The sequence below is a fragment of the Vibrio sp. SCSIO 43137 genome (genome assembly GCF_028201475.1).
Lineage (GTDB): Bacteria > Pseudomonadota > Gammaproteobacteria > Enterobacterales > Vibrionaceae > Vibrio.
In genome coordinates, this window is record NZ_CP116383.1 from 3251815 (window position 1) to 3272278 (window position 20464).

18 protein-coding genes are annotated in these 20464 nt (G+C 44.5%); 9 read left to right on the plus strand and 9 right to left on the minus strand.

The features are described from left to right. Positions 1 to 16: 16 nt before the first annotated feature. The 3 genes from PK654_RS15300 to trxA all read right to left on the minus strand — a co-directional run bounded on the left by PK654_RS15300 (position 17) and on the right by trxA (position 2975). The gene (locus PK654_RS15300) at positions 17 to 1021 is read right to left on the minus strand and encodes a hypothetical protein (RefSeq protein ID WP_271696802.1); all 1005 of its coding nucleotides are present in this window, start codon (positions 1019 to 1021) and stop codon (positions 17 to 19) included. Positions 1022 to 1177: 156 nt separating this feature from the next. Further along, positions 1178 to 2437 carry a transcription termination factor Rho gene (gene rho / locus PK654_RS15305; protein ID WP_271696803.1) on the minus strand — a complete coding sequence of 420 codons (1260 nt, stop codon included), beginning with the start codon at positions 2435 to 2437 and terminating at the stop codon, positions 1178 to 1180. A 211-nt stretch (positions 2438 to 2648) separates the two neighbouring features. Beyond that, a complete protein-coding gene (trxA, locus tag PK654_RS15310) occupies positions 2649 to 2975 on the minus strand; it encodes a thioredoxin TrxA (protein WP_271696804.1) in 327 nt (108 codons plus the stop codon). Between the two features lie 111 nt (positions 2976 to 3086). Between trxA and rhlB the strand changes: the two genes are divergently transcribed. Together rhlB and gppA are read left to right on the plus strand one after the other, a co-directional pair. Then, on the plus strand, positions 3087 to 4385 hold the full coding sequence (gene rhlB / locus PK654_RS15315) for an ATP-dependent RNA helicase RhlB (RefSeq protein ID WP_271696805.1): 1299 nt from the start codon (positions 3087 to 3089) through the stop codon (positions 4383 to 4385). A 16-nt stretch (positions 4386 to 4401) separates the two neighbouring features. Next, entirely contained in the window at positions 4402 to 5898 is a 1497-nt protein-coding gene (gppA, locus tag PK654_RS15320) for a guanosine-5'-triphosphate,3'-diphosphate diphosphatase (RefSeq protein ID WP_271698901.1), read from the plus strand. Between the two features lie 106 nt (positions 5899 to 6004). Here gppA and PK654_RS15325 read toward each other — a convergent pair whose 3' ends face one another. From PK654_RS15325 to recQ, 3 genes are all read right to left on the minus strand, one after another. After that, positions 6005 to 6676, minus strand: coding sequence for a 7-cyano-7-deazaguanine/7-aminomethyl-7-deazaguanine transporter (locus tag PK654_RS15325; RefSeq protein WP_271696806.1), 672 nt, complete (start codon positions 6674 to 6676; stop codon positions 6005 to 6007). 169 nt (positions 6677 to 6845) lie between these two features. Then, positions 6846 to 7157, minus strand: coding sequence for a DUF3630 family protein (locus tag PK654_RS15330; RefSeq protein WP_271696807.1), 312 nt, complete (start codon positions 7155 to 7157; stop codon positions 6846 to 6848). Further along, complete coding sequence (gene recQ / locus PK654_RS15335) at positions 7147 to 8985, minus strand: ATP-dependent DNA helicase RecQ (RefSeq protein ID WP_271696808.1); 1839 nt, start codon at positions 8983 to 8985, stop codon at positions 7147 to 7149. Before recQ ends, PK654_RS15330 begins: the two co-directional genes overlap by 11 nt. Positions 8986 to 9158: 173 nt before the next feature. On the opposite strand from recQ, the gene rarD reads away from it, so the two are divergent. Beyond that, positions 9159 to 10085, plus strand: coding sequence for an EamA family transporter RarD (gene rarD, locus PK654_RS15340; RefSeq protein ID WP_271696809.1), 927 nt, complete (start codon positions 9159 to 9161; stop codon positions 10083 to 10085). Positions 10086 to 10773: 688 nt separating this feature from the next. Here rarD and uvrD read toward each other — a convergent pair. Continuing rightward, a complete protein-coding gene (gene uvrD / locus PK654_RS15345) occupies positions 10774 to 12945 on the minus strand; it encodes a DNA helicase II (RefSeq protein ID WP_271696810.1) in 2172 nt (723 codons plus the stop codon). 287 nt (positions 12946 to 13232) lie between these two features. Here uvrD and PK654_RS15350 point away from each other — a divergent pair, with 287 nt between their 5' ends. From PK654_RS15350 to PK654_RS15365, 4 genes are all read left to right on the plus strand, one after another. Further along, a complete protein-coding gene (locus tag PK654_RS15350) occupies positions 13233 to 13493 on the plus strand; it encodes a BufA1 family periplasmic bufferin-type metallophore (RefSeq protein ID WP_271696811.1) in 261 nt (86 codons plus the stop codon). A 75-nt stretch (positions 13494 to 13568) separates the two neighbouring features. Continuing rightward, positions 13569 to 14423, plus strand: a complete 855-nt coding sequence (bufB, locus tag PK654_RS15355) for an MNIO family bufferin maturase (RefSeq protein ID WP_271696812.1) — start codon at positions 13569 to 13571, stop codon at positions 14421 to 14423. Further along, positions 14420 to 15184 carry an HvfC/BufC N-terminal domain-containing protein gene (locus tag PK654_RS15360; RefSeq protein WP_271696813.1) on the plus strand — a complete coding sequence of 255 codons (765 nt, stop codon included), beginning with the start codon at positions 14420 to 14422 and terminating at the stop codon, positions 15182 to 15184. Before bufB ends, PK654_RS15360 begins: the two co-directional genes overlap by 4 nt. Before the next feature lie 12 nt (positions 15185 to 15196). Then, complete coding sequence (locus PK654_RS15365; protein WP_271696814.1) at positions 15197 to 15649, plus strand: DoxX family protein; 453 nt, start codon at positions 15197 to 15199, stop codon at positions 15647 to 15649. A 44-nt stretch (positions 15650 to 15693) separates the two neighbouring features. Here PK654_RS15365 and tsrA read toward each other — a convergent pair whose 3' ends face one another. Beyond that, on the minus strand, positions 15694 to 15975 hold the full coding sequence (gene tsrA, locus PK654_RS15370; RefSeq protein WP_271696815.1) for an H-NS-like global regulator TsrA: 282 nt from the start codon (positions 15973 to 15975) through the stop codon (positions 15694 to 15696). Positions 15976 to 16252: 277 nt separating this feature from the next. Further along, on the minus strand, positions 16253 to 17452 hold the full coding sequence (locus tag PK654_RS15375) for a multidrug effflux MFS transporter (RefSeq protein ID WP_443088714.1): 1200 nt from the start codon (positions 17450 to 17452) through the stop codon (positions 16253 to 16255). A gap of 100 nt (positions 17453 to 17552) precedes the next feature. Between PK654_RS15375 and PK654_RS15380 the strand changes: the two genes are divergently transcribed. Together PK654_RS15380 and PK654_RS15385 are read left to right on the plus strand one after the other, a co-directional pair. Then, entirely contained in the window at positions 17553 to 18494 is a 942-nt protein-coding gene (locus PK654_RS15380; protein ID WP_271696816.1) for a LysR family transcriptional regulator, read from the plus strand. A gap of 40 nt (positions 18495 to 18534) precedes the next feature. Further along, positions 18535 to 20325 (plus strand): aminopeptidase P family protein, encoded by a 1791-nt coding sequence (locus PK654_RS15385; protein WP_271696817.1) that lies wholly within the window; start codon positions 18535 to 18537, stop codon positions 20323 to 20325. Positions 20326 to 20464 lie beyond the last annotated feature (139 nt).

Here is a 20464-nt window from a genome sequence, read left to right on the forward strand (position 1 = left end):
CAACGGACTATTTAAATTATTCAGCAGTCACCTGTTTTATAGCCTTACTGTTCACGGAGGTATTTGTCTCCTGTAGCATCTTCAGCCAGCTGCTATACCCCTGACTAGAAAGCTCTTGTGCAACCGCGGTGGCCTGTTCCGCTTCTTTTACGGACAATCGTTCAATAAAAAAAGCTTTGATCTCTTCTGTCAGAGGTCTTTTAGAAGCAAGGTATTTAATCACCTCGTTGTGCAGGGTCGGATTTGATGCTGCATCCATAATGAGCTTATTCGAGAACTCATCGCCAATTTCCATCAACCTGAAGAGTTCTTGCTGGCTATTTTTATCGGTACGCATTCTCCATAACAGTTTGTAGACGCGCGGATCCTCACTCTCTCTGGCCAGACGTGTCATCACCTGATTTGATGGCAACCAGAAAATAATCTTATTGTCAGACTGTACTATCTGTTCAACCAGATACTCTATAGCCGGAGGAGAAAGGCCATCCATCTCTTCAATTAACAGTTTCTCTCTCAATTTGGTTTCTGTTGAGCTTCCTTCATTTAGCCATGTCTCAAGGTGAAGTTCTTTGCGCTCAGCTGCCAGTACAAAATTGAGGATCTTCTGTTCATACTGCCATTTACGCAGGATACGGTTTGCAATAGAAGGATAGGCAAATGCCGGAGTAGTGAATTCATATCCATCACCAATATGGCGTAGCTGATAGGCAGGCGGGATCAAGGATAGAGATTTAATATAGTCCGCCAATTCGGGAGTGATCAGCATTTCCTCTTTTTCAATCTGCTGTAAAAGCAAAAAGCGCACGGCTTCCTGCTGAGCCAGAAACAGTTTGTCCATCTCAGCGACAAGCTTATCGACTTCTCCCAGTCTGGCATACTCCTTGAATTCGGCGGTTTTATCATTGACCAATTGGTCCGCTACCCACATTTGACGGGTATGGGGCAACATCTCTTCGGCATACACTGAAGCGGTTGTAATAAGAAATGAAATAAACAGAGACCAGACAGCTCCTTGTCGCATACTTACCCTCCTCCGGCAGCTAAATAAAGTGTAAACCATGAAAGCCATCTTTACCTGAGAGAAAAGAGAGCCTGAATCGTGCCAAATAAAAAACACCACCCTATGAGTATGGGTGGTGTTTCAGATTTCAGCTAGATTTTCTGTCAGGTTTGATGACTACTGCCTGCGCATTGCGTCGAAGAACTCGTTGTTCGTCTTAGTCATTGCCAGCTTATCAATAAGGAATTCCATCGCATCGATTTCACTCATAGGGTGAACAATCTTACGCAGAATCCACATTTTCTGTAGCTCATCTGCCTTAGTCAGTAGCTCTTCACGACGAGTACCACTGCGGTTAAAGTCAATAGCAGGGAATACACGTTTTTCAGCAATCTTACGGTTAAGGTGCAGTTCCATATTACCTGTACCTTTAAACTCTTCGTAGATAACTTCATCCATCTTAGAGCCGGTATCAACCAGTGCAGTTGCAATGATAGTCAGGCTACCGCCCTCTTCTACATTTCGTGCAGCACCGAAGAAACGCTTAGGACGATGCAGGGCATTGGCATCCACACCACCAGTCAGAACTTTACCAGATGAAGGTACTACTGTGTTATAAGCACGTGCCAGACGAGTAATGGAGTCAAGCAGGATCACTACGTTTTTCTTATGCTCAACTAAGCGCTTGGCTTTTTCGATCACCATTTCAGCTACCTGAACGTGGCGGGAAGCCGGCTCATCGAAGGTAGAAGCAACTACTTCACCTTTTACCAGTCTCTGCATCTCTGTTACTTCTTCAGGACGTTCGTCAATCAGTAGTACCATTAACTCACACTCAGGGTGGTTATAAGCAATGCTCTGAGCAATGTTCTGAAGCAGCATTGTTTTACCCGCTTTTGGCGGAGCAACAATCAGACCACGTTGTCCTTTACCGATTGGTGATGCTAAGTCCAGAACACGAGCGGTAATATCTTCTGTAGAACCGTTACCTCGCTCCATTACCATACGCTCGTTAGCATGCAGAGGAGTCAGGTTTTCGAACAAGATTTTATTGCGGGCATTATCCGGCTTGTCATCGTTAACTGTGTTAACTTTCAACAGGGCAAAGTAGCGTTCGCCATCTTTTGGCGGGCGGATTTTACCGGCAATTGAGTCACCTGTTCTCAGGTTAAAGCGGCGGATTTGGCTTGGAGATACATAGATGTCATCCGGACCAGCAAGATATGAGCTATCGGCACTTCGTAGGAATCCAAATCCATCCTGTAAGATTTCAAGTACCCCATCCCCGAAAATGTCCTCACCGCTTTTCGCGTGAGCTTTCAGGATTGAGAAAATAATGTCTTGTTTACGTAGACGGGCAAGGTTTTCCAGACCTAGGCTTTCACCAAGTTTCACAAGCTCAGAGACAGGCCTGTTCTTCAGTTCAGTCAGATTCATAGTAGTAGATACTTTAGCTTTAGTAGTCAAAATAGGATCTGTATGTGTTAGTTAAGATATTTTCGGTCTCAGGATCGACCAAGAAATGAACATTTGTTTATTTAACGTGCGATAAACTATCACTAAAAATTAGTCTAGTCTAGCATTACAAAAAACAAAACCGTGCATTTGTTAAGATGCACGGTTTCTCACTCTATGGATACAAATCTGCTTATAGATTCGCGTCCAGAAACTCTTTTAGTTGAGTCTTAGATAGCGCACCAACTTTAGTTGCTGCAACGCTTCCGTCTTTAAACAGAAGTAAAGTTGGGATTCCACGAATACCAAACTTAGGCGGAGTACCCGCGTTTTGGTCAATATTTAATTTACCGATAGTGAGTTTGCCTTCATATTCTTCAGCAATTTCGTCCAGAATCGGCGCAATCATTTTACAAGGACCACACCACTCTGCCCAAAAATCAACAAGAACAGGGCCTGCAGCTTTGATTACATCGCTTTCAAAACCTTCATCAGATAGCTGCAAAATCTTATCACTCATCTTCCACTCCAATGTTTTATATGCTACTGGTTGGATGATAACCAGGAAATAGATACTCTATTGGAATGTATTTACTTCCGTAATGCAACCCTTAACTGATATTCTATAGCAATGAAAAAGACGCACATCACAGAGCAAAAGTTCGCCGACTTGGATTTAAATCCGCAAGTCATTGAAGGATTGGAGAAAAAAGGGTTTGAGTATTGCACCCCTATCCAGGCCTTGGCGTTGCCGGTACTGCTCACCGGCCAAGACATTGCAGGCCAGGCCCAAACGGGTACTGGTAAAACCTTAGCGTTTCTTACTGCTACTTTTAATCACCTGCTGAACACACCAGTAGATAAAGAGCTAAAAGGTTCACAACCAAGAGCCATCATTATGGCTCCGACCCGTGAGCTGGCGATTCAGATCTATAATGATGCTGCCCCGCTGATTGCTTCTACCGGAATCAAAGCCGGATTGGCTTATGGTGGCGAGAGCTATGATAAGCAGCTTGCTAAACTTCAGTCCGGTGTAGATATCCTTATCGGTACTACCGGCCGTATTATTGATTTCTACAAGCAGAAAGTGTTTAACCTGAATCATATTCAGGCTGTTGTTCTTGATGAAGCAGACCGTATGTTTGATTTAGGCTTTATTAAAGACATCCGCTTCTTGTTCCGTCGTATGCCTGAGCCTCAGGACCGACTAAACATGCTGTTTTCTGCCACGCTTTCTTATCGTGTACAGGAACTGGCTTTCGAGCATATGCACAACCCTGAGCATGTTGTAGTTGAGCCAGAACAAAAAACTGGCCACCGCATTCAGGAAGAGCTTTTCTACCCTTCTAACGAACACAAAATGCCACTGCTTCAAACACTAATAGAAGAAGACTGGCCTGATCGCGCTATCGTATTTGCCAACACTAAATATAAGTGTGATTCCATCTGGGGTCATCTGGCTGCCGACGGTCACCGTGTCGGACTTCTGACCGGTGATGTACCGCAGAAGAAACGAGAAAAGATTCTTGAGCAGTTCACCAAAGGTGATGTCGATATTCTGGTTGCAACCGACGTGGCAGCACGCGGACTGCATATTCCTCAGGTAACTCACGTATTCAACTATGATCTGCCGGACGATTGTGAAGACTATGTTCACCGTATCGGCCGTACAGGTCGTGCAGGTGCAAGTGGCCACTCTATCAGCTTTGCCTGTGAAGATTACGCTATCAACCTGACAGCAATTGAAGAGTACATTGAGCACACTATTCCTGTGTCTGATTACGACCCTTCAGCGTTAATCGAAGATCTGCCTGCTCCGTTAAAGAGCAGAACCAGAAATCCGAACATGCGTCGCACCAATACAGGTGGTTCCAGAAATGGTAACCGTAACAACAGACGTAACTATCGCTCACGTCCGCAGCGTAGCTAAGGAAACTAAAGGTACTATGGATAAAACAGTTTCATCTCCTCTCTATGCGGCTATTGATCTGGGTTCAAATAGCTTTCATATGCTCGTCGTGCGTCATATTGACGGCAGCGTTCAGACCATGGCAAAAATCAAACGTAAGGTCCGCCTTGCTGCCGGTCTGGATAAAGAGAATGCTCTCAGCAATGAAGCTATGCAGCGTGGATGGGACTGCCTGAGTCTTTTTGCTGAAAGGCTTCAGGACATTCCGGAACAAAATATCCGTATCGTCGGTACAGCTACGTTGCGTACTGCTACGAATGCGGATGTTTTCCTTGAAAAAGCAAATGCTATTTTGGGTTACCCGATCGAGGTGATCAGCGGTGATGAAGAAGCCGCGACCATTTACCGCGGTGTTGCACACACTTCCGGTGGTGTCGGCAAGCGTCTGGTGGTTGATATCGGCGGAGCCAGTACCGAGATGGTTATTGGTGAAAGCTTTGACGCTAAAGCCCTGACCAGCCTGAAAATGGGCTGTGTTACCTGGCTGGAGAAACATTTCCACGATCGTCAGTTAACAGAAAAGAACTTCTCAGTCGCTATCGATGCTGCCAAGCAGACTCTTAAGCCAATACTTAAGCAGTATCAGGATATCGGCTGGGATGTCTGTGTCGGTGCCAGCGGAACGGTTCAGGCACTACAGGAAATCATGCTGGCTCAAGGTATGGATGAGCTTATTACCCTTGCTAAGCTAAAACGCTTGCAGAAGCAGGCGATGCGTTCTGATCATCTGGAAGAGCTGGAAATTGAAGGTCTAACACTGGAAAGAGCACTGGTGTTTCCAAGTGGCTTATCCATCTTAATCGCAGTATTCGAGTTACTGGAAATTGACTCTATGACTTTATCCGGAGGCGCACTGCGTGAAGGTCTGGTCTATGAGATGATTGAGCAGATGCGTCAAAGTGACGTAAGAGCCAGAACCATCTGCAGCGTTCAAAACCGCTATCAGATAGATAAAGCTTATGGCGAACAAGTCTCTCAGGTTTCTGCAAAACTATTCAGACAGTGTGGCGGCAACCAATGGATAGCTGAACCTCAAGCCGAAATGTTACTGGCAACCGCCAGCCAGTTGCACGAGATTGGTCTGGCGATTGATTTTAAGAAAGCCGGCGAGCATGCCGCTTATCTGCTGCACAATCTGGACCTTCCCGGTTATACAAGAGCACAAAGATATTATCTGGCAGAGATGACCCGTCGCTATAAAGATCAGATTAGTGCAATGCCTATTCAACACGCTCTTTCTGAAACGAATGGTAAGCGCTTACTTCGCCTTTTACGACTAGCTGTCATACTGACTCACAGGCGCAGCTCCGTACTGGTGCCTGAGTTTGTTCTTTCTGCAGATGGTAAGTCCCTGACGCTGGAGATAGAAAAAAGCTGGCTAAGTAACAACCCGCTAAGTTGTGCAGAGCTGGAAATTGAGTCAAACCGACAGTCTGATATGGGCTGGCCGTTGACTATCGTAGCAAAAGAGTAAAATTGGGCTATTTATAGCAGGCATTAAAAAGGGCGGATTATCCGCCCTTTTACTATTTCATGTTAACTGAGTTATTTTGTGTTAACGAAGCTGTTCACTTACACCATCAGGCTTTTACACTGGCAAGTTCCAGATCAGGATTAACATTTGTCAGCTTTTTAATTAGGTAGTTCAGCAGCACGCCATACATAGGCACAAACAAGCCAAGGCTAATCACCAGTTTAAAACCGTAATCAACAAGCGCAATTTCCTGCCAATGCTGAGCCATAAAGGCATCCGGGCTGTTATAGAATGCGATAGCAAAGAATGCCAGCGTATCCAAAGCATTACCAAACAGAGTTGAACAGGTAGGAGCGACCCACCACTGCTTCATTTGGCGCAGACGGTTAAACACGTAAACGTCCAGTATCTGACCCAGCAAATATGCCATAAAGCTGGCAATAGCGATTCTTGCTACAAACAGGTTAAACTCTGACAGCTGCGCAAGCCCCTGAAACTGGCCTTCGAAAAAGACCACAGAAAGCAGATAAGAGACCAGTAATGCAGGCAACATCACCAGAAAAATAATATTTCTCGCCAGCTTAGCGCCGAAAATACGAACCGTCAGATCCGTAGCCAGAAAAATAAACGGGAAAGTAAATGCACCCCAGGTGGTGTGCATTCCGAAAATAGTAAAAGGGATCTGCACCAGATAGTTGCTGGAAGCGATAATAATAAGGTGGAACAGTACCAGAATAGAAAGTGCTTTGCGCATTTGCGCCGGGGTAAATTGACTCATCAGTATACCTTTTTGTTTATGGGGTGGAGGGAACCCAATTCCTGAAGCTGTTACCGCTTCAGACCAGATTTATAACCGCTCTTATGAGCGGGCGGCGATTATACATTAATCAATTTAGTGCGCAACAGGGATAATAACAGCAATCGTTTTTATAAGAAAAAAACTGAAATTACACTCCGGATCGGAACAGTCGGGCGAGAAAATCCAGCTCTTCACGACTTTCAGCAACACTCAATGCTTCAAACCAGACCGATTCACTATAGTGCTCTGCTTTCAGCAGTAACCGGCAACCTTCAAAGTCAATTAACCATGTGTGAAGGTCGGCATCTAACTGTTTTTCAATCACGCTAGCAGAAAGGGTTGCCAGCAATTGCTCTCCAAGGAGAGGAAAAGAGTCGATATCAAAGCCGTTCATGGTAATGATCAGCTTACCCTCTTCAGCCAGATACTCTGACAATACCCATTGAGATTTATTGGCCATGAGTTAAATGCTCCTGAATCAGATCTAAAAAGTCATCGGCATACTTGTCCAGCTTAACCTGCCCTACACCGTTTACGGCCAGCATTTCACCATAAGAAGCCGGCAGAACTTCCGCCATATCGATTAACGTTGCATCACTAAACACCACATAAGGAGGTAAACCGGCATCATCAGCAATGGACTTACGCAGCTTTCTCAGCTTGGCAAAAAGCTTCTTATCATAATGCTTGTTGGAAAGCTTATCGGACTTAGCACTTCTGGCGGCAGTATCCAGCCTCGGCACTGCTAATTCAAGTTCCATTTCCCCTCTTAACAGAGGTCTCGCTTCTTCTGTAAGTTGCAGGGTAGAGTTGCGGGTAATGTTCTGAGACAGCAGCCCCTTGTGAATCAACTGACGGATAATACTGATCCAGTAGTCGTGGCTATGTTCACGCCCTATTCCGTAGGTAGAAATCTTATCGTGGCCATTTTCTCTGACACGGATATTCTGCATGCCGCGCAAAACCTCAACCACATAGCCCATGCCGTAACTCTGCTTAACCCGGTATACACATGACAAGGCTTTCTGTGCCGCTTCCGTAGCATCAAAATGTTTTGGCGGGTCAAGGCAGATATCGCAGTTACCACAATGCTTTGGCCGGTACTCCCCAAAGTAGTTGAGCAGCACTTGCCTTCTGCAGGTCTGTGCTTCAGCAAAGGCGCCCATCGCATTGAGCTTATGGCTTTCTACCTGTTTTTGCGCACCATCCGGCTTCTCATCAAGAATGCGACGCAGCCATGACATATCTGCCGGATCGTAGAGCATCATAGCTTCTGCCGGCAGCCCGTCCCTTCCGGCCCTGCCCGTTTCCTGATAATAGGACTCAATATTCCTTGGTATATCGAAGTGGACGACAAAACGCACGTCAGGCTTATTGATGCCCATACCAAAAGCAACAGTAGCAACCACTATCTGAATATCATCCTTCTGAAAGGCCTCCTGAACATAGGCTCTTTCATCGCTGTCCATTCCGGCATGATAACCGGCAGCCCGTATATGGTTGTTGCACAGCTTTTCTGTCAGCATCTCAACCTTTTTCCGGCTACCACAGTAAATAATTCCACACTGCCCCTTCTGGGTAGCAAGAAAACGAATGATCTGAGAGACAGGTTTCAGCTTTTCAACCAAATTGTAACGAATGTTCGGCCGGTCAAAGCTGCCTAAGTAACTAAATGGCTGCTGAAGATCTAACCTTGAAATGATGTCTTCCCGCGTAGCCTCGTCCGCAGTAGCGGTAAGAGCCATTACCGGAACATAAGGAAAGTACTGCTTCAACTGACCTAATGCAGCGTATTCAGGCCGGAAATCGTGCCCCCACTGAGAGATGCAGTGCGCTTCATCTACAGCAATCATGGCGAGATTGATGTGAGACAATCGCTCAATAAAGTCCTGAGTAAGCACTCTTTCAGGTGATACATACACCATTTTCAGCTTACCGCTGTTCATCCTGTTATAGATGGAGATAAGTTCTTCGCGCGGCATTGCAGAGTTGATACACTCTGCGGCAACACCATTAGCCTTAAGCTGGTCAACCTGATCTTTCATCAGAGAGATAAGCGGCGAGATAACCAGTGTTAACCCCTCTTTTACTAAAGCAGGGATCTGATAACAGAGAGACTTACCCCCACCGGTAGGCATAATCACCAAACTATCTTGGTTTGCCAGTGCCGAGTCTATAACTTCAGACTGCCCTTCTCTGTAGCTCTGATAACCAAACACATCGTTAAGAACGCGTTCAGCATCGGCTTGGTTAGGTTGCGGCAGTTCAGCAATCAGCGTTGAAGTCATGAGTTTTCCGGCAAATGGTCGCTACAATCAGCATTGGATAAAGGTAAGGCGAGACATTGTAGTTGGGTTTCCCGCTGAATAAAACACCAAAATATTAGGAGATTTTGAGATCTCGATCTTATACTAAGCCTCTTGCATCTCTTTTTTCTCATCCAACCGGATATTTTTATCGAATGACAACAGACGAACAAACCCGTTCCCGTCAGGGAGTATTACTTGCCATCGCCGCCTACACCATATGGGGCTTTGCACCTATCTATTTTAAATCCTTAGCGGAAGTAACCCCGCTTGAGATACTCAGCCACAGGGTTATTTGGTCTTTCTTCTTTCTTGCAGGCCTTGTGCATTTCAGTAAGAGGTGGAGCACAGTACACAAGGTGATTACCAATAAGAAAACCATCACCATCTTATTCGCTACAGCACTACTTATCGGAGCAAACTGGCTGGTGTTTATCTGGGCGGTAAATGCTGATCATATGCTGGATGCCAGCCTCGGCTACTATATAAACCCTCTGCTCAATGTGATTCTCGGTATGTTATTTCTGGGTGAAAGGCTAAGAAAATTACAATGGGTAGCAGTGGCACTGGCCTTTATAGGTGTGGCGATTCAAATTATAGCGTTTGGCAGTATTCCCGTTGTGGCTCTGATTCTGGCCAGCAGTTTTGGTTTGTACGGTCTGTTACGCAAGAAAGTAAACCTTGATGCTCAGACAGGGCTGTTTATTGAGACGCTGATAATGTTACCAATGGCAGCTGTCTACCTTATATTTATTACTGATAGCCCGACAGCAAACCTGTTACAAAACAGTACACAGCTGAACCTTTTGCTTATCGCAGCAGGCTTGGTTACTACTCTTCCGCTACTTTGCTTTAACGGCGCTGCTACCAGAATGATGCTCTCAACACTGGGCTTCTTCCAGTATATTGGCCCTAGCCTGATGTTCTTACTCGCTATATTTATTTATCAGGAACCACTTACAGCAGATAAAACCATCACCTTCGCCTTTATCTGGAGTGCACTACTGCTGTTTAGCTTAGATGGTATAAAGTACGCAAAATCAAATAGAAAACGTTTAAATGGCATTAAAAGTCAGAGCTAGTGCATATTTAGTCACCCGTTCCAGTTACGACTTCCTTACACGCTCGTGTGAGAGATCTCTTACAAGCGCGTAAGAGTATTGTGTATTTGTCTATAAGCCAAAGTAATGGAATTTCAAAATATGCTTATATAACAATAAGATAGCAAATCACATATTAATTAAAAGGGTATTAAGTGACGATTTTGCTATTGTCCGGAGTCAGGATTTCGCTAATATTTATTGTGTCGGAAGGATACTGACACAGGAACAGGAAGCCCAAGGAAGGAAATCTTCAGGATGAAGATAGGTTATTCAGGAAGAGTAACCAGCACGGAAAGCAAAGGACATTGAACGGACTCAATAGTAACTAGGATGGTTGCTACTAAGGAAAGACAATGGACACCTCTGGATGAGGCAAGGACTTAACATCAGGATGATGTAAGGGACACCGCTCAGGGAACAAGTGACGTGCGCTAACGAGGATTGTTAGCAGATCAGGATAAGATCAAGGACACCGCTAGGAAGGCGACGAAAGGACTAAGCTGAAGGATTACAGCACACTATCATGGATTAGATGCATGGAGCACATTTAGTAGCCGGATTGCTGCGAGTAAGACTATAGCCCCGATACGCAAGTATCGGGGCTTTTCTTTTTTACTCAGTTTTAAATATTTAAGCCTGCTAAGAAGCAGGCTTAAATAATAGTGAGTTACAGAGTTTCCAGCTTAGCGTATTGGGTGACCAGCCACTTGATCCCTTCACCGTTAAATGCCACTTGAACTCTGGATTGCGGCCCACTTCCTTCAAAATTGATGATGGTACCTTCGCCAAACTTTGGGTGTTTCACTCTCTGCCCTAAATTGAAGCCGCTTTCATTAAAGCTCTCTTTCACCACCTTCTGGCTAAAGCGCCCCGATGAAGCAGGACGACTTACCTGTGCTTTCATGCGCACCTCTTCGGTACACTCTTCAGGCAGCTCACGCAGAAAACGCGACGGTTTATGGTACTTATCTTGTCCGTACAAGCGTCTCATCTCAGCGTAGGTGATATAGAGCTTCTTCTTCGCTCTTGTCATTCCTACATAACAGAGTCGCCGTTCTTCCTCTAAACGCCCGGCCTCTTCGGCTGACATCTGGCTTGGGAACATTCCTTCCTCAACCCCGACCATAAACACCAAAGGAAACTCTAACCCTTTTGCACTGTGCAGTGTCATAAGCTGAACAGCATCATCAAACTCATCGGCCTGGCCTTCACCCGCTTCCAGTGCTGCATGAGATAAAAATGCTGACAACATGGTCATCTCTTCCGCTTCTTCTGGTTTTTCAAACTGACGGGTTGCGGTAACAAGTTCTTCAAGGTTTTCTATCCGAGCTTTGGATTTTTCCCCTTTCTCTTGCTCGTACATGGCAAACAAGCCCGATGACTTAATCACATGGTCCGTTTGCTGATGCAGGGAAAACTCTGCAGTGTCATCTTCCAGTGCAGTAATCAGTTCGATAAAACGACTAAGTGCACCTGCAGCACGGCCGGCAAGCACCTTCTCTTCCAGCAAAGCAACACTGGCTTCCCATAGAGTTGCACCTCTATCCCTAGCAGCAGCACGAATAGTTTCCAGTGTCTTATCACCCAGACCACGGGTAGGTGTGTTAACCACCCTTTCAAAGGCGGCATCGTCCCTGCGGTTGGCCATCAGGCGCATATAACTTAAGGCGTCCTTTATCTCCTGACGTTCGAAGAATCGCATTCCGCCATAAATACGGTAAGGCATACCAGCCTGAATCAAAGCCTCTTCCAGTACCCGGGACTGAGCGTTATTACGGTATAGCAGAGCAGTATCAATTAGTGAGCCCCCACTCTCCTGCCAGGCTTTGATTTTGCTAACAACAAAACGAGCCTCATCCAGCTCGTTATAAGCAGAGTAGACAGAAATTTTGTCGCCTTCATCGCCTTCAGTCCATAGCTCTTTACCCATACGTTCTGTGTTATTGAGTATCAGTGCATTGGAGGCTTTAAGGATAGTCTGGGTTGAACGGTAGTTTTGCTCAAGGCGTATAGTAGAAACAGATGCAAACTCTTCAGTGAATTTCTGAATGTTCTCAATTTTCGCCCCGCGCCAACCATAGATTGACTGATCGTCATCTCCCACAATCATTACATGGCAGTCAGCACCTGCCATCAGGCGTAACCATGCATACTGGATATTGTTGGTGTCCTGAAACTCATCCACCAAAATGTGCTTAAACCGGGCCTGATAGTGTTCGCGGATAAATTGTTTTTCCCGCAACAGCTCTGTTGTTCTCAGTAGAATTTCAGCGAAATCGACCAGCCCTGCTCTGTCGCACGCTTCCTGATACGCTTTATAAACTTGCAACCACGTTTTGGTTACCGGATCGTGATAGCTATCTATATGCTGAGGTCGCAACCCTTCATCTTTTTTGCCGTTAATCCACCAACACGCTTGTCTGGCCGGCCACTGCTTTTCATCCAGATTCTGCGCTTTTATAATGCGCCTTAGCATTCTTTGCTGGTCTTCTGAATCTATAATCTGAAAATCTTCAGGAAGGCTGGCATCCAGATAGTGGGCACGAAGAATGCGGTGACATATACCGTGAAAGGTGCCGTTCCACATTCCCGATGCACTTCCCATCATCAGCTCTTCTATACGACCACGCATCTCAGCAGCGGCTTTATTGGTAAAGGTAACCGACATTACAGAGAAGGGAGATGCCTGCTCAACAGCAATTAACCACGCGATTCTATGCACCAGAACCCGCGTTTTACCGCTTCCTGCTCCCGCCAGTACCAACATATTTTCCAGAGGAGAAGCAACGGCCTGACGCTGTTTGTCATTCAGGCCATCGATTAGTAGAGCTGCATCCATAGTGGTTCCTGCAATTGATTACTGTTTATTTATACATATCCGAACGATTATACATTAAACAGCGTCTCTCTGTTCCCGACAGAGCAAGTTTTTTCATTTTTTTTAAATCAAAGAAATCAATATGATAGTAGTTATCTATTAATAATTTTGATTATTTTTCGCATTTACTGAAAGTTTTTTCGGCTAAATCTACTCCTATACTCATAAGCAGGCTGATAAACGCTCAACAAACTTTTCGTCAGCTCTGCCACTTCGAAATCAAGGATCTAGTTCAGAGGAATATTATTATGAAAAAATCTAACCTAGCTGTTACTGCTGCTGTTTCAAGCCTACTAGCTATCGGTGCAACTGCACTGACTACTACTCAAGCTATCGCTGCTGACAAAGAAAAGTGTTATGGCGTTGCAAAAGCAGGTAAAAATGACTGTGCAACTAAGACAAGCTCTTGTGCCGGCACATCTAAAGAAGACTTCCAAAAAGACGCATTTATCGTGGTACCAAAAGGCCTTTGTGACCGCCTTGCAGGTGGCAGCACTTCTTCCAGCTAATAATATTCCCTAGCAGCCAGATAATTTCTCCGTGTTATCCGGCTGCTTTACAGGGAGGTGACAGAGGGATTCTGAATGACCACAAGCTTTCACCAAGACGTCGGTGTCGGTTTACGCACACCACATATCGAATACTTCAAAAATGAAAAACCGGCTCTTTCCTGGCTGGAAATCCATAGCGAAAACTACTTCCACCCCAACTCTTCATTGCGTCAGGATCTTCGCACTCTGCGACAAGATTATAATATCAGTTGCCACGGTATTGGCCTTTCATTAGGTTCCGTAAGTCCGGTAGATACTCGTCACCTTGAACAGCTTAAAGCACTCATTAATGATATCGACCCAATTCTGGTTTCAGATCATCTGAGCTGGAGTGAGAATGGCGGTCACTACTTTAATGACCTGCTTCCTTTGCCGTATACAGAGGAGGCGTTAGACGTTTTTTGTCGTAATGTTTTGCAGGTTCAGGACTTTCTCTGTCAGCCGATACTGATTGAAAACCCTTCCAGTTACGTCCGTTTTGCCCACTCAACAATAGATGAGTGGACGTTTTTATCTGAAGTTCAGACAAGGACAGATTGTCAGCTGTTGCTCGACTTCAACAATATCCATGTCTCTTCCTTCAACCATGGATTCGATTGTGACACCTACCTGAAAGGTATTAACGCAGATGTGGTCAGCGAGATTCATCTTGCCGGTTTTACAAGAAAACAGACGGATAAGGGAGAAGTCTGGATAGATACCCATAGCAGGCCGGTAAGTAAAGAAGTATGGCAACTATTCCGTAAATGGGTTTCTCACCACGGCTCCAGACATACTCTTATTGAGTGGGATCTTGATATTCCCGAGCCAGAAGTACTGCTTAAGGAAGCAGGGAAAGCCAGTTTGCTGCTGAACGAGCAACGGACTCAGTTAAGGAGCGCATCATGAGCATATCCTTAAACGATCTGCAGAAGAACTTCTCTTTAGCCCTCCACTATCAGGCCACTGGTGACGATTGCAATATAGAATCAGACTATCTGTCAGCAGACGAACGAATGCAAATTTACCGAAACAATTTTGTTATTGGCCTATCTGAAATCTTATCTGCCACCTACCCAATAACAGAAAAACTGGTTGGTGAGGATTGTTTTGCCGGTTTAGCGAGACAACATGTTTTGAATAACCCACTAGAGCGTGCCGACGTCAGCATTTACGGAGAGGGGTTCGCTGAGACTATCGCTCAGACTGAAGCGGTTATTAGTGCAGTACCCTACCTAGCCGATGTTGCGCTGTTTGAATGGAAAAGAGACTTAGCCACTCAGGCCTATAATAGCTACACAGCTTCAAAACCATTAAGGCCTTTTACTGAACTGTCTCAGCTTTCTCCGCAGCAGCAACAAGATATTATTATTCACCACAACAACACCCTAAACCTTATTAAGTCAGACTACGCACTGTTTTCACTTCAGCAGGCGGTTAATAGTGGCGATTTCGAACGCCTCAATATTAATGATAGTGAACAGGGGTTAGTTTTCTGCCCCAACGGATTGGAAACCGTTACTCACTCTCTTAGCAGTGATGAGTTTTGCTTGTTAGAAAAGCTTTGTCATTTAACCCCCATTTCAAAAGTCGAACCCAGCCTTTTAGCTCATTTAAATAGCCTGCTTGTTCTCGATATTTTTGTCGGATTTGAACTGAGCAATGATTAGGAGACCCATGTAATGAATCAACTCCACACTTTAATAGATAAGTACGACTCAGCAGTCTCCGGTTTTCAAACTGCTTTCGTCCCCTTGTTATTGCTGTTTTGTCGCTTATGGGTTGCTTATGTATTCTTTAACTCAGGCCTGACCAAAATCGCATCCTGGGATAGCACACTCTATTTATTCGAACTTGAGTATCAGGTCCCTATTATTCCGTGGGAATTAGCCGCGTATATGGGAACTGCTGCAGAGCTCGTATTGCCGATATTTATCGCGCTGGGTCTCTTTACACGCCCTATGGCCCTGTTTCTGTTTGTATTCAATATCGTTGCTGTGGTTTCTTACCCATTGCTATGGGAGAAAGGATTTTATGACCATCAACTATGGGGACTAATGATTTTAATAAATATCGTTTGGGGTGCAGGAAAGCTCTCTTTGGATCATTTGATAAAATCCAAATTACATAGTTAATTTAATAATGCAGTAATAAAAACAGCCTCAATTTGAGGCTATTTTTATTTATTTAAGTAAGCTTGTAACTCTTCGGCTGAGATTCCGCTTTCGGCAAGTTCTTTCGCAATTAATTCTACTTGCTCACCTTTACGGGATTCAATCACCTGTTGAAATTGGTAAACGATATCCCGGAGCATATGCAGAGGAACCTGCTTAGCTGCACTACGAATACGCTCTTCACTTTGATTACCAAGTTCTGCCAGAAGTTTTCCAAACATAATTTTTTCCGGAGACTCTTCTAGCTGCTCTAATACACGAGCCATTTCATAAGTGGTTAAAGACATTCAGGTAACTATTCCAAATCGAGGTTATAGATAATTTAAGCGCTAAATATACACCTTATTCCTGCTAAAAGAAAATATAACTCACGCTATTTAGCCTTATTTATATTTATAAAAACAGCATTTCAATCAAGTGATATTCTAATTAGCTGATAACTCTATTCTATCCTATTTATCTATACTAAATTCTTGTCGAAAAGTGACTCTAGCTTCAGCTCATACCCTTGATAAGAATCCAATATATTCTCGCTAAAATAGCACCAGAGGTTACTCAGGCACCTTAGTGTTGTGCTGAGGGGTGCCACTTTCGGCCAAGTTTGCTTAGCAGTATAACCAAAGCTGGTGCAATCAAGAGCATTTGCAAAGCTATAGCAAGCTGAGGTGTCAACTCAAGCCTTTGCACAGTCCCTACTAAAAAGCCGGCACCACTCATCTGAAAAAGCCCTAACAGAGCCGCGGCTGTACCAGCTTTGTCACCGAAGGGAGCCAGCGCCTTGCCTGCCGCCGTCCCCAGAACCAGAGCAAATGCAAGTGAGGAAATAAATATAGGCAACATAAAAGCCCATGCATGCTGGCTACTTGGTAGTACCATCATAAACAGAGCCGCCAGCAACATAGAACCTATTCCCGTTAACAGTGCAGACTTACTACCAAGTTTATCCATCAGGCGCGGAGCCGAAAACGCAGCAACAATATTTACCACAGCATTCGTTGCAAACCAGTAAGTAAAGCTCGTCATATCCAGCCCAAGGTTGCTCATAAGCACAATAGGAGCAGCCGTCACGTAAGCCAGTATCACCGACATGGCTAACATGCAGAGAGAAGCATGAAATAGGAATGTCGGGTTCTTTAGTACTGATAAGTAGCGCTCTGGTTTAAAGTAAGATGTTGGCTGAGCTGTTGCAGGATTAGTCTCTTTCATACCAACCAAAAGCATACAACCTATCACCAATGCGTAAATCGCCATAAATGAGAAATTACTTCTCCAGCCATAATTTTCAGTCAGAAAAGCACCAAGAATTGGAGCTAAGGCCGGAATAAAACATATGGCACCATTTAGATAACTAATCATCTTGCCACTTTTTTCAGGGCCAAATATGTCTCTCACTGTAGCAAACGCAGCTACTGACGTTGCGCATGCACCTAACCCTTGCAACAACCTTGCAGTAAGTAGCCACTCAATATTTGCAGACCACCATGCTAGCAGGGAACTTAGGCCATAGATAATGACTCCCGAAATCGCTATCCTCTTTCGTCCGAACTTGTCTGCCAGAGGCCCGGCAAACAACTGACCTATTCCCATTGAAAATAAAAACCAGGTTACGGTATCTTGCGCCAAGGCATGTTTCACGTGAAACACATCAGCAATTAAAGGAAGTGCCGGCAAATATATATCTATTGCCAGAGGACTAAAAAGAACCAAAAGAACAAGTAGCATTATCTGGTATTTAGTGTGAAATGCATTATTAGTATTGGGCACAAAAACAAACTCCGTAGTAAAACTTTAGGCATACTACACGTCTACGGAAGGCGACAGAAATGGCTTATACTCATTGCTATTATTCCTGACAGGAAAATCTATGAATATCGAAAACATATCCAGAATGGACTTAAACTTACTCATCTGCCTGAAAGTGCTGTTTGACGAACAGAACGTCACACGCGCAGCGGAACGTTTGTTTATCACTCAGTCGGCAATGAGTAAGTCACTTGCTAAACTACGTACTCATTTTGATGATCCCCTATTTGTCAGAACCTCACATGGATTAAGGCCCACACCAAGAGCCAAACTGCTGCGCCCCAAGCTAGAACAATTATTAGAACAGCTTCAGGAGCTTAATCGCCCTCAGACATTCGACCCACAAACTTCAGACAAGAGATTTAATATTGCTCTGGTTGAAAGTGGCTATCCTTTAATACTCCCCCACTTTCTTCCATCACTGTTTAAGCAGGCGCCTAACTTAAATATCAGTACTCATATTTGGAATGACTATACCTTTAATCAGCTACTATCCGGTGAGCTAGATATTGGTATTACGGGTAAAGATATTGAGGCTGGTGATGCAAAGCTTACTATGGTGACACCACCCGGAATTATAGAGCATGAAATTTATCGTGATAACCAGGTTTGCGTATTGAGAAATGACCACCCAGCTCTTAGCCAAGAGTGGAATATAGAGGCCTACTTAAAGTTACGGCACGTACAAGTCCGCTGCGATGGTCACGATAAATGGCTTCTTGATCATAAGTTGGCAGATATAAATCTATGCCGCGATATCGCAATTACAGTGCCTGACTTTAATAGCGCAGCGAGTTTATGTACTTATACCGATTTCGTATTTACTGCACCAAGTCACTTCTCAAACTTAATGGCCAAGCATTTTAACTTGGTAGTCGTTCCTTTGCCTGTCGATATCCCACCTATGGCCTATACCTTATTTTGGGCCGAAGAGAGAGAACAAGACCCAGCAATTGGCTGGTTAGTCAAAATGATTGAGGAAAGAACCGCTCACCTAAGATAGAATGACATAGTAAAGCACTTCAATATTTAAGGATAAATTCATGCAAAGCACTATTGCTGAAAAGGTTAGCGCGTTACGCGACTGGCTCGATACTAATAACTATGATGCGTTTATTATTCCTCACGAAGATGAGTTTTTAGGCGAATATCTTCCCGCAAGAAATGAACGACTTCAGTGGGCAACCGGTTTTACTGGTTCTGCCGGGTTTGCTGTTATAACAAAAACCAATGCAGCGATTTTCGTCGATGGCCGCTACACAGTACAAGTGACCAAACAAGTACCAGATTCAATTTTTGAGTATCAGCACCTGATTGAAAAACCGCTTTCAGAGTGGACAAGTCAGCAGAACAGTGAATTAGAAACCATCGCTTTTGATCCACGACTGCATACAGCAAGCTGGGTCAAAAGCTCTCAAGATAAACTGGGTGACCAAGTAAAGCTTTGCCCTATCAATGACAACCCTATTGACACCTTATGGCAAGGGCGACCTGATCCTGTTGCGTCGGAAGTGCGCCTTATGGAACTAGAACAATCAGGTGTTTCATGTGAAACAAAAAGAGCGACCATAGCTGCAAATCTAAAACAATCAGGTAATGATTGTGCAGTACTGACTCAGTTAGATTCAATTTGCTGGCTTCTTAACATTCGCGGTCTTGATGTATCACGCTTGCCGGTTCTACTGTCACACGCAATTATTCATGCCGATGCTAGGCTTGATTTCTACTTCGATTCTGAACGTTTACCGGTTAACTTCGACAAACATGTCGGGAGTGGCGTTAATGTTATGTCCCCTTCTTCATTACAGTCAGACTTGTCACAGCTTACAGGTAAAACAGTACTGCTAGATTCGTCATCGACTAATGCCTGGTTTGAAATTCAGTTACAACAAGCTAATGCAGTTATAGTAGAAGGCGAAGACCCTTGTATCCGAACCAAAGCTGCTAAAAACGAATCAGAAGCGAAAGGGATGCGAGACTGTCATGTACGCGATGGCGTAGCGATGAGCAAATTCCTTTACTGGCTTGATAAAGAAGTGACTGAAGGTCGTCTACATAATGAAGCTGTATTAGCTGACAAACTAGAAGCCTTCAGAAAACTTGACCCTACTTTGGTTGACCTTAGCTTCGATACTATTTCAGCCGCCGGTGACAATGCTGCTATGTGTCACTATAACCATAATGACCAGCCTGAGCCGGGAGTGTTAACCAACAACTCACTCTATCTGGTCGACTCCGGAGGTCAATACTATGATGGAACAACGGACATTACCCGAACCATCGCGATTGGTACTCCATCCGCAGAGATGGTTAATCAGTTTACATTGGTATTAAAAGGCCACATTTCTTTGGCTTCTGCCGCCTTCCCTAAAGGAACAACCGGCCACCAGCTTGATGTACTTGCGAGGCAACACTTATGGAAGTCAGGTTACGACTACGACCACGGCACAGGACATGGTGTTGGTCACTTCCTTAGTGTTCATGAAGGGCCGCAACGAATCTCTAAAGCACCAAGTTCAGTAGCACTAGTGGCGGGTATGGTAGTTTCTAACGAACCTGGCTACTACCGTGCAGATGGCTTTGGTATCCGTATAGAGAATTTAGAAATCGTCGTTGAGAAGCAAACGCAAGGCGACTTCTCGGTTTTAACATTCGAGTCTCTCACCCGCTGTCCTATTGATAAACGAAACATCGATATCAATATGCTAAGCAAGCCCGAACTACGTTGGCTGAATGAGTACCATCAAAAGGTATGGAATGACATTAGTCCTTTCCTTGAAGGAGAAGAAAAGGCGTGGTTAGAACAAGCGACTTCTGCTGTTGCTCATTCATAATCACAGCGTTTAAAAAAAACATCCACCGGCATAGCCGGCTGTCTTTTATACAGAAGTCCCTCGCATAATGTGAGGGATTTTTTTTGAACTTAATTCTTGGTTTACGATCAGATCTTTAACGGACTTAGTTGAGGGTTTT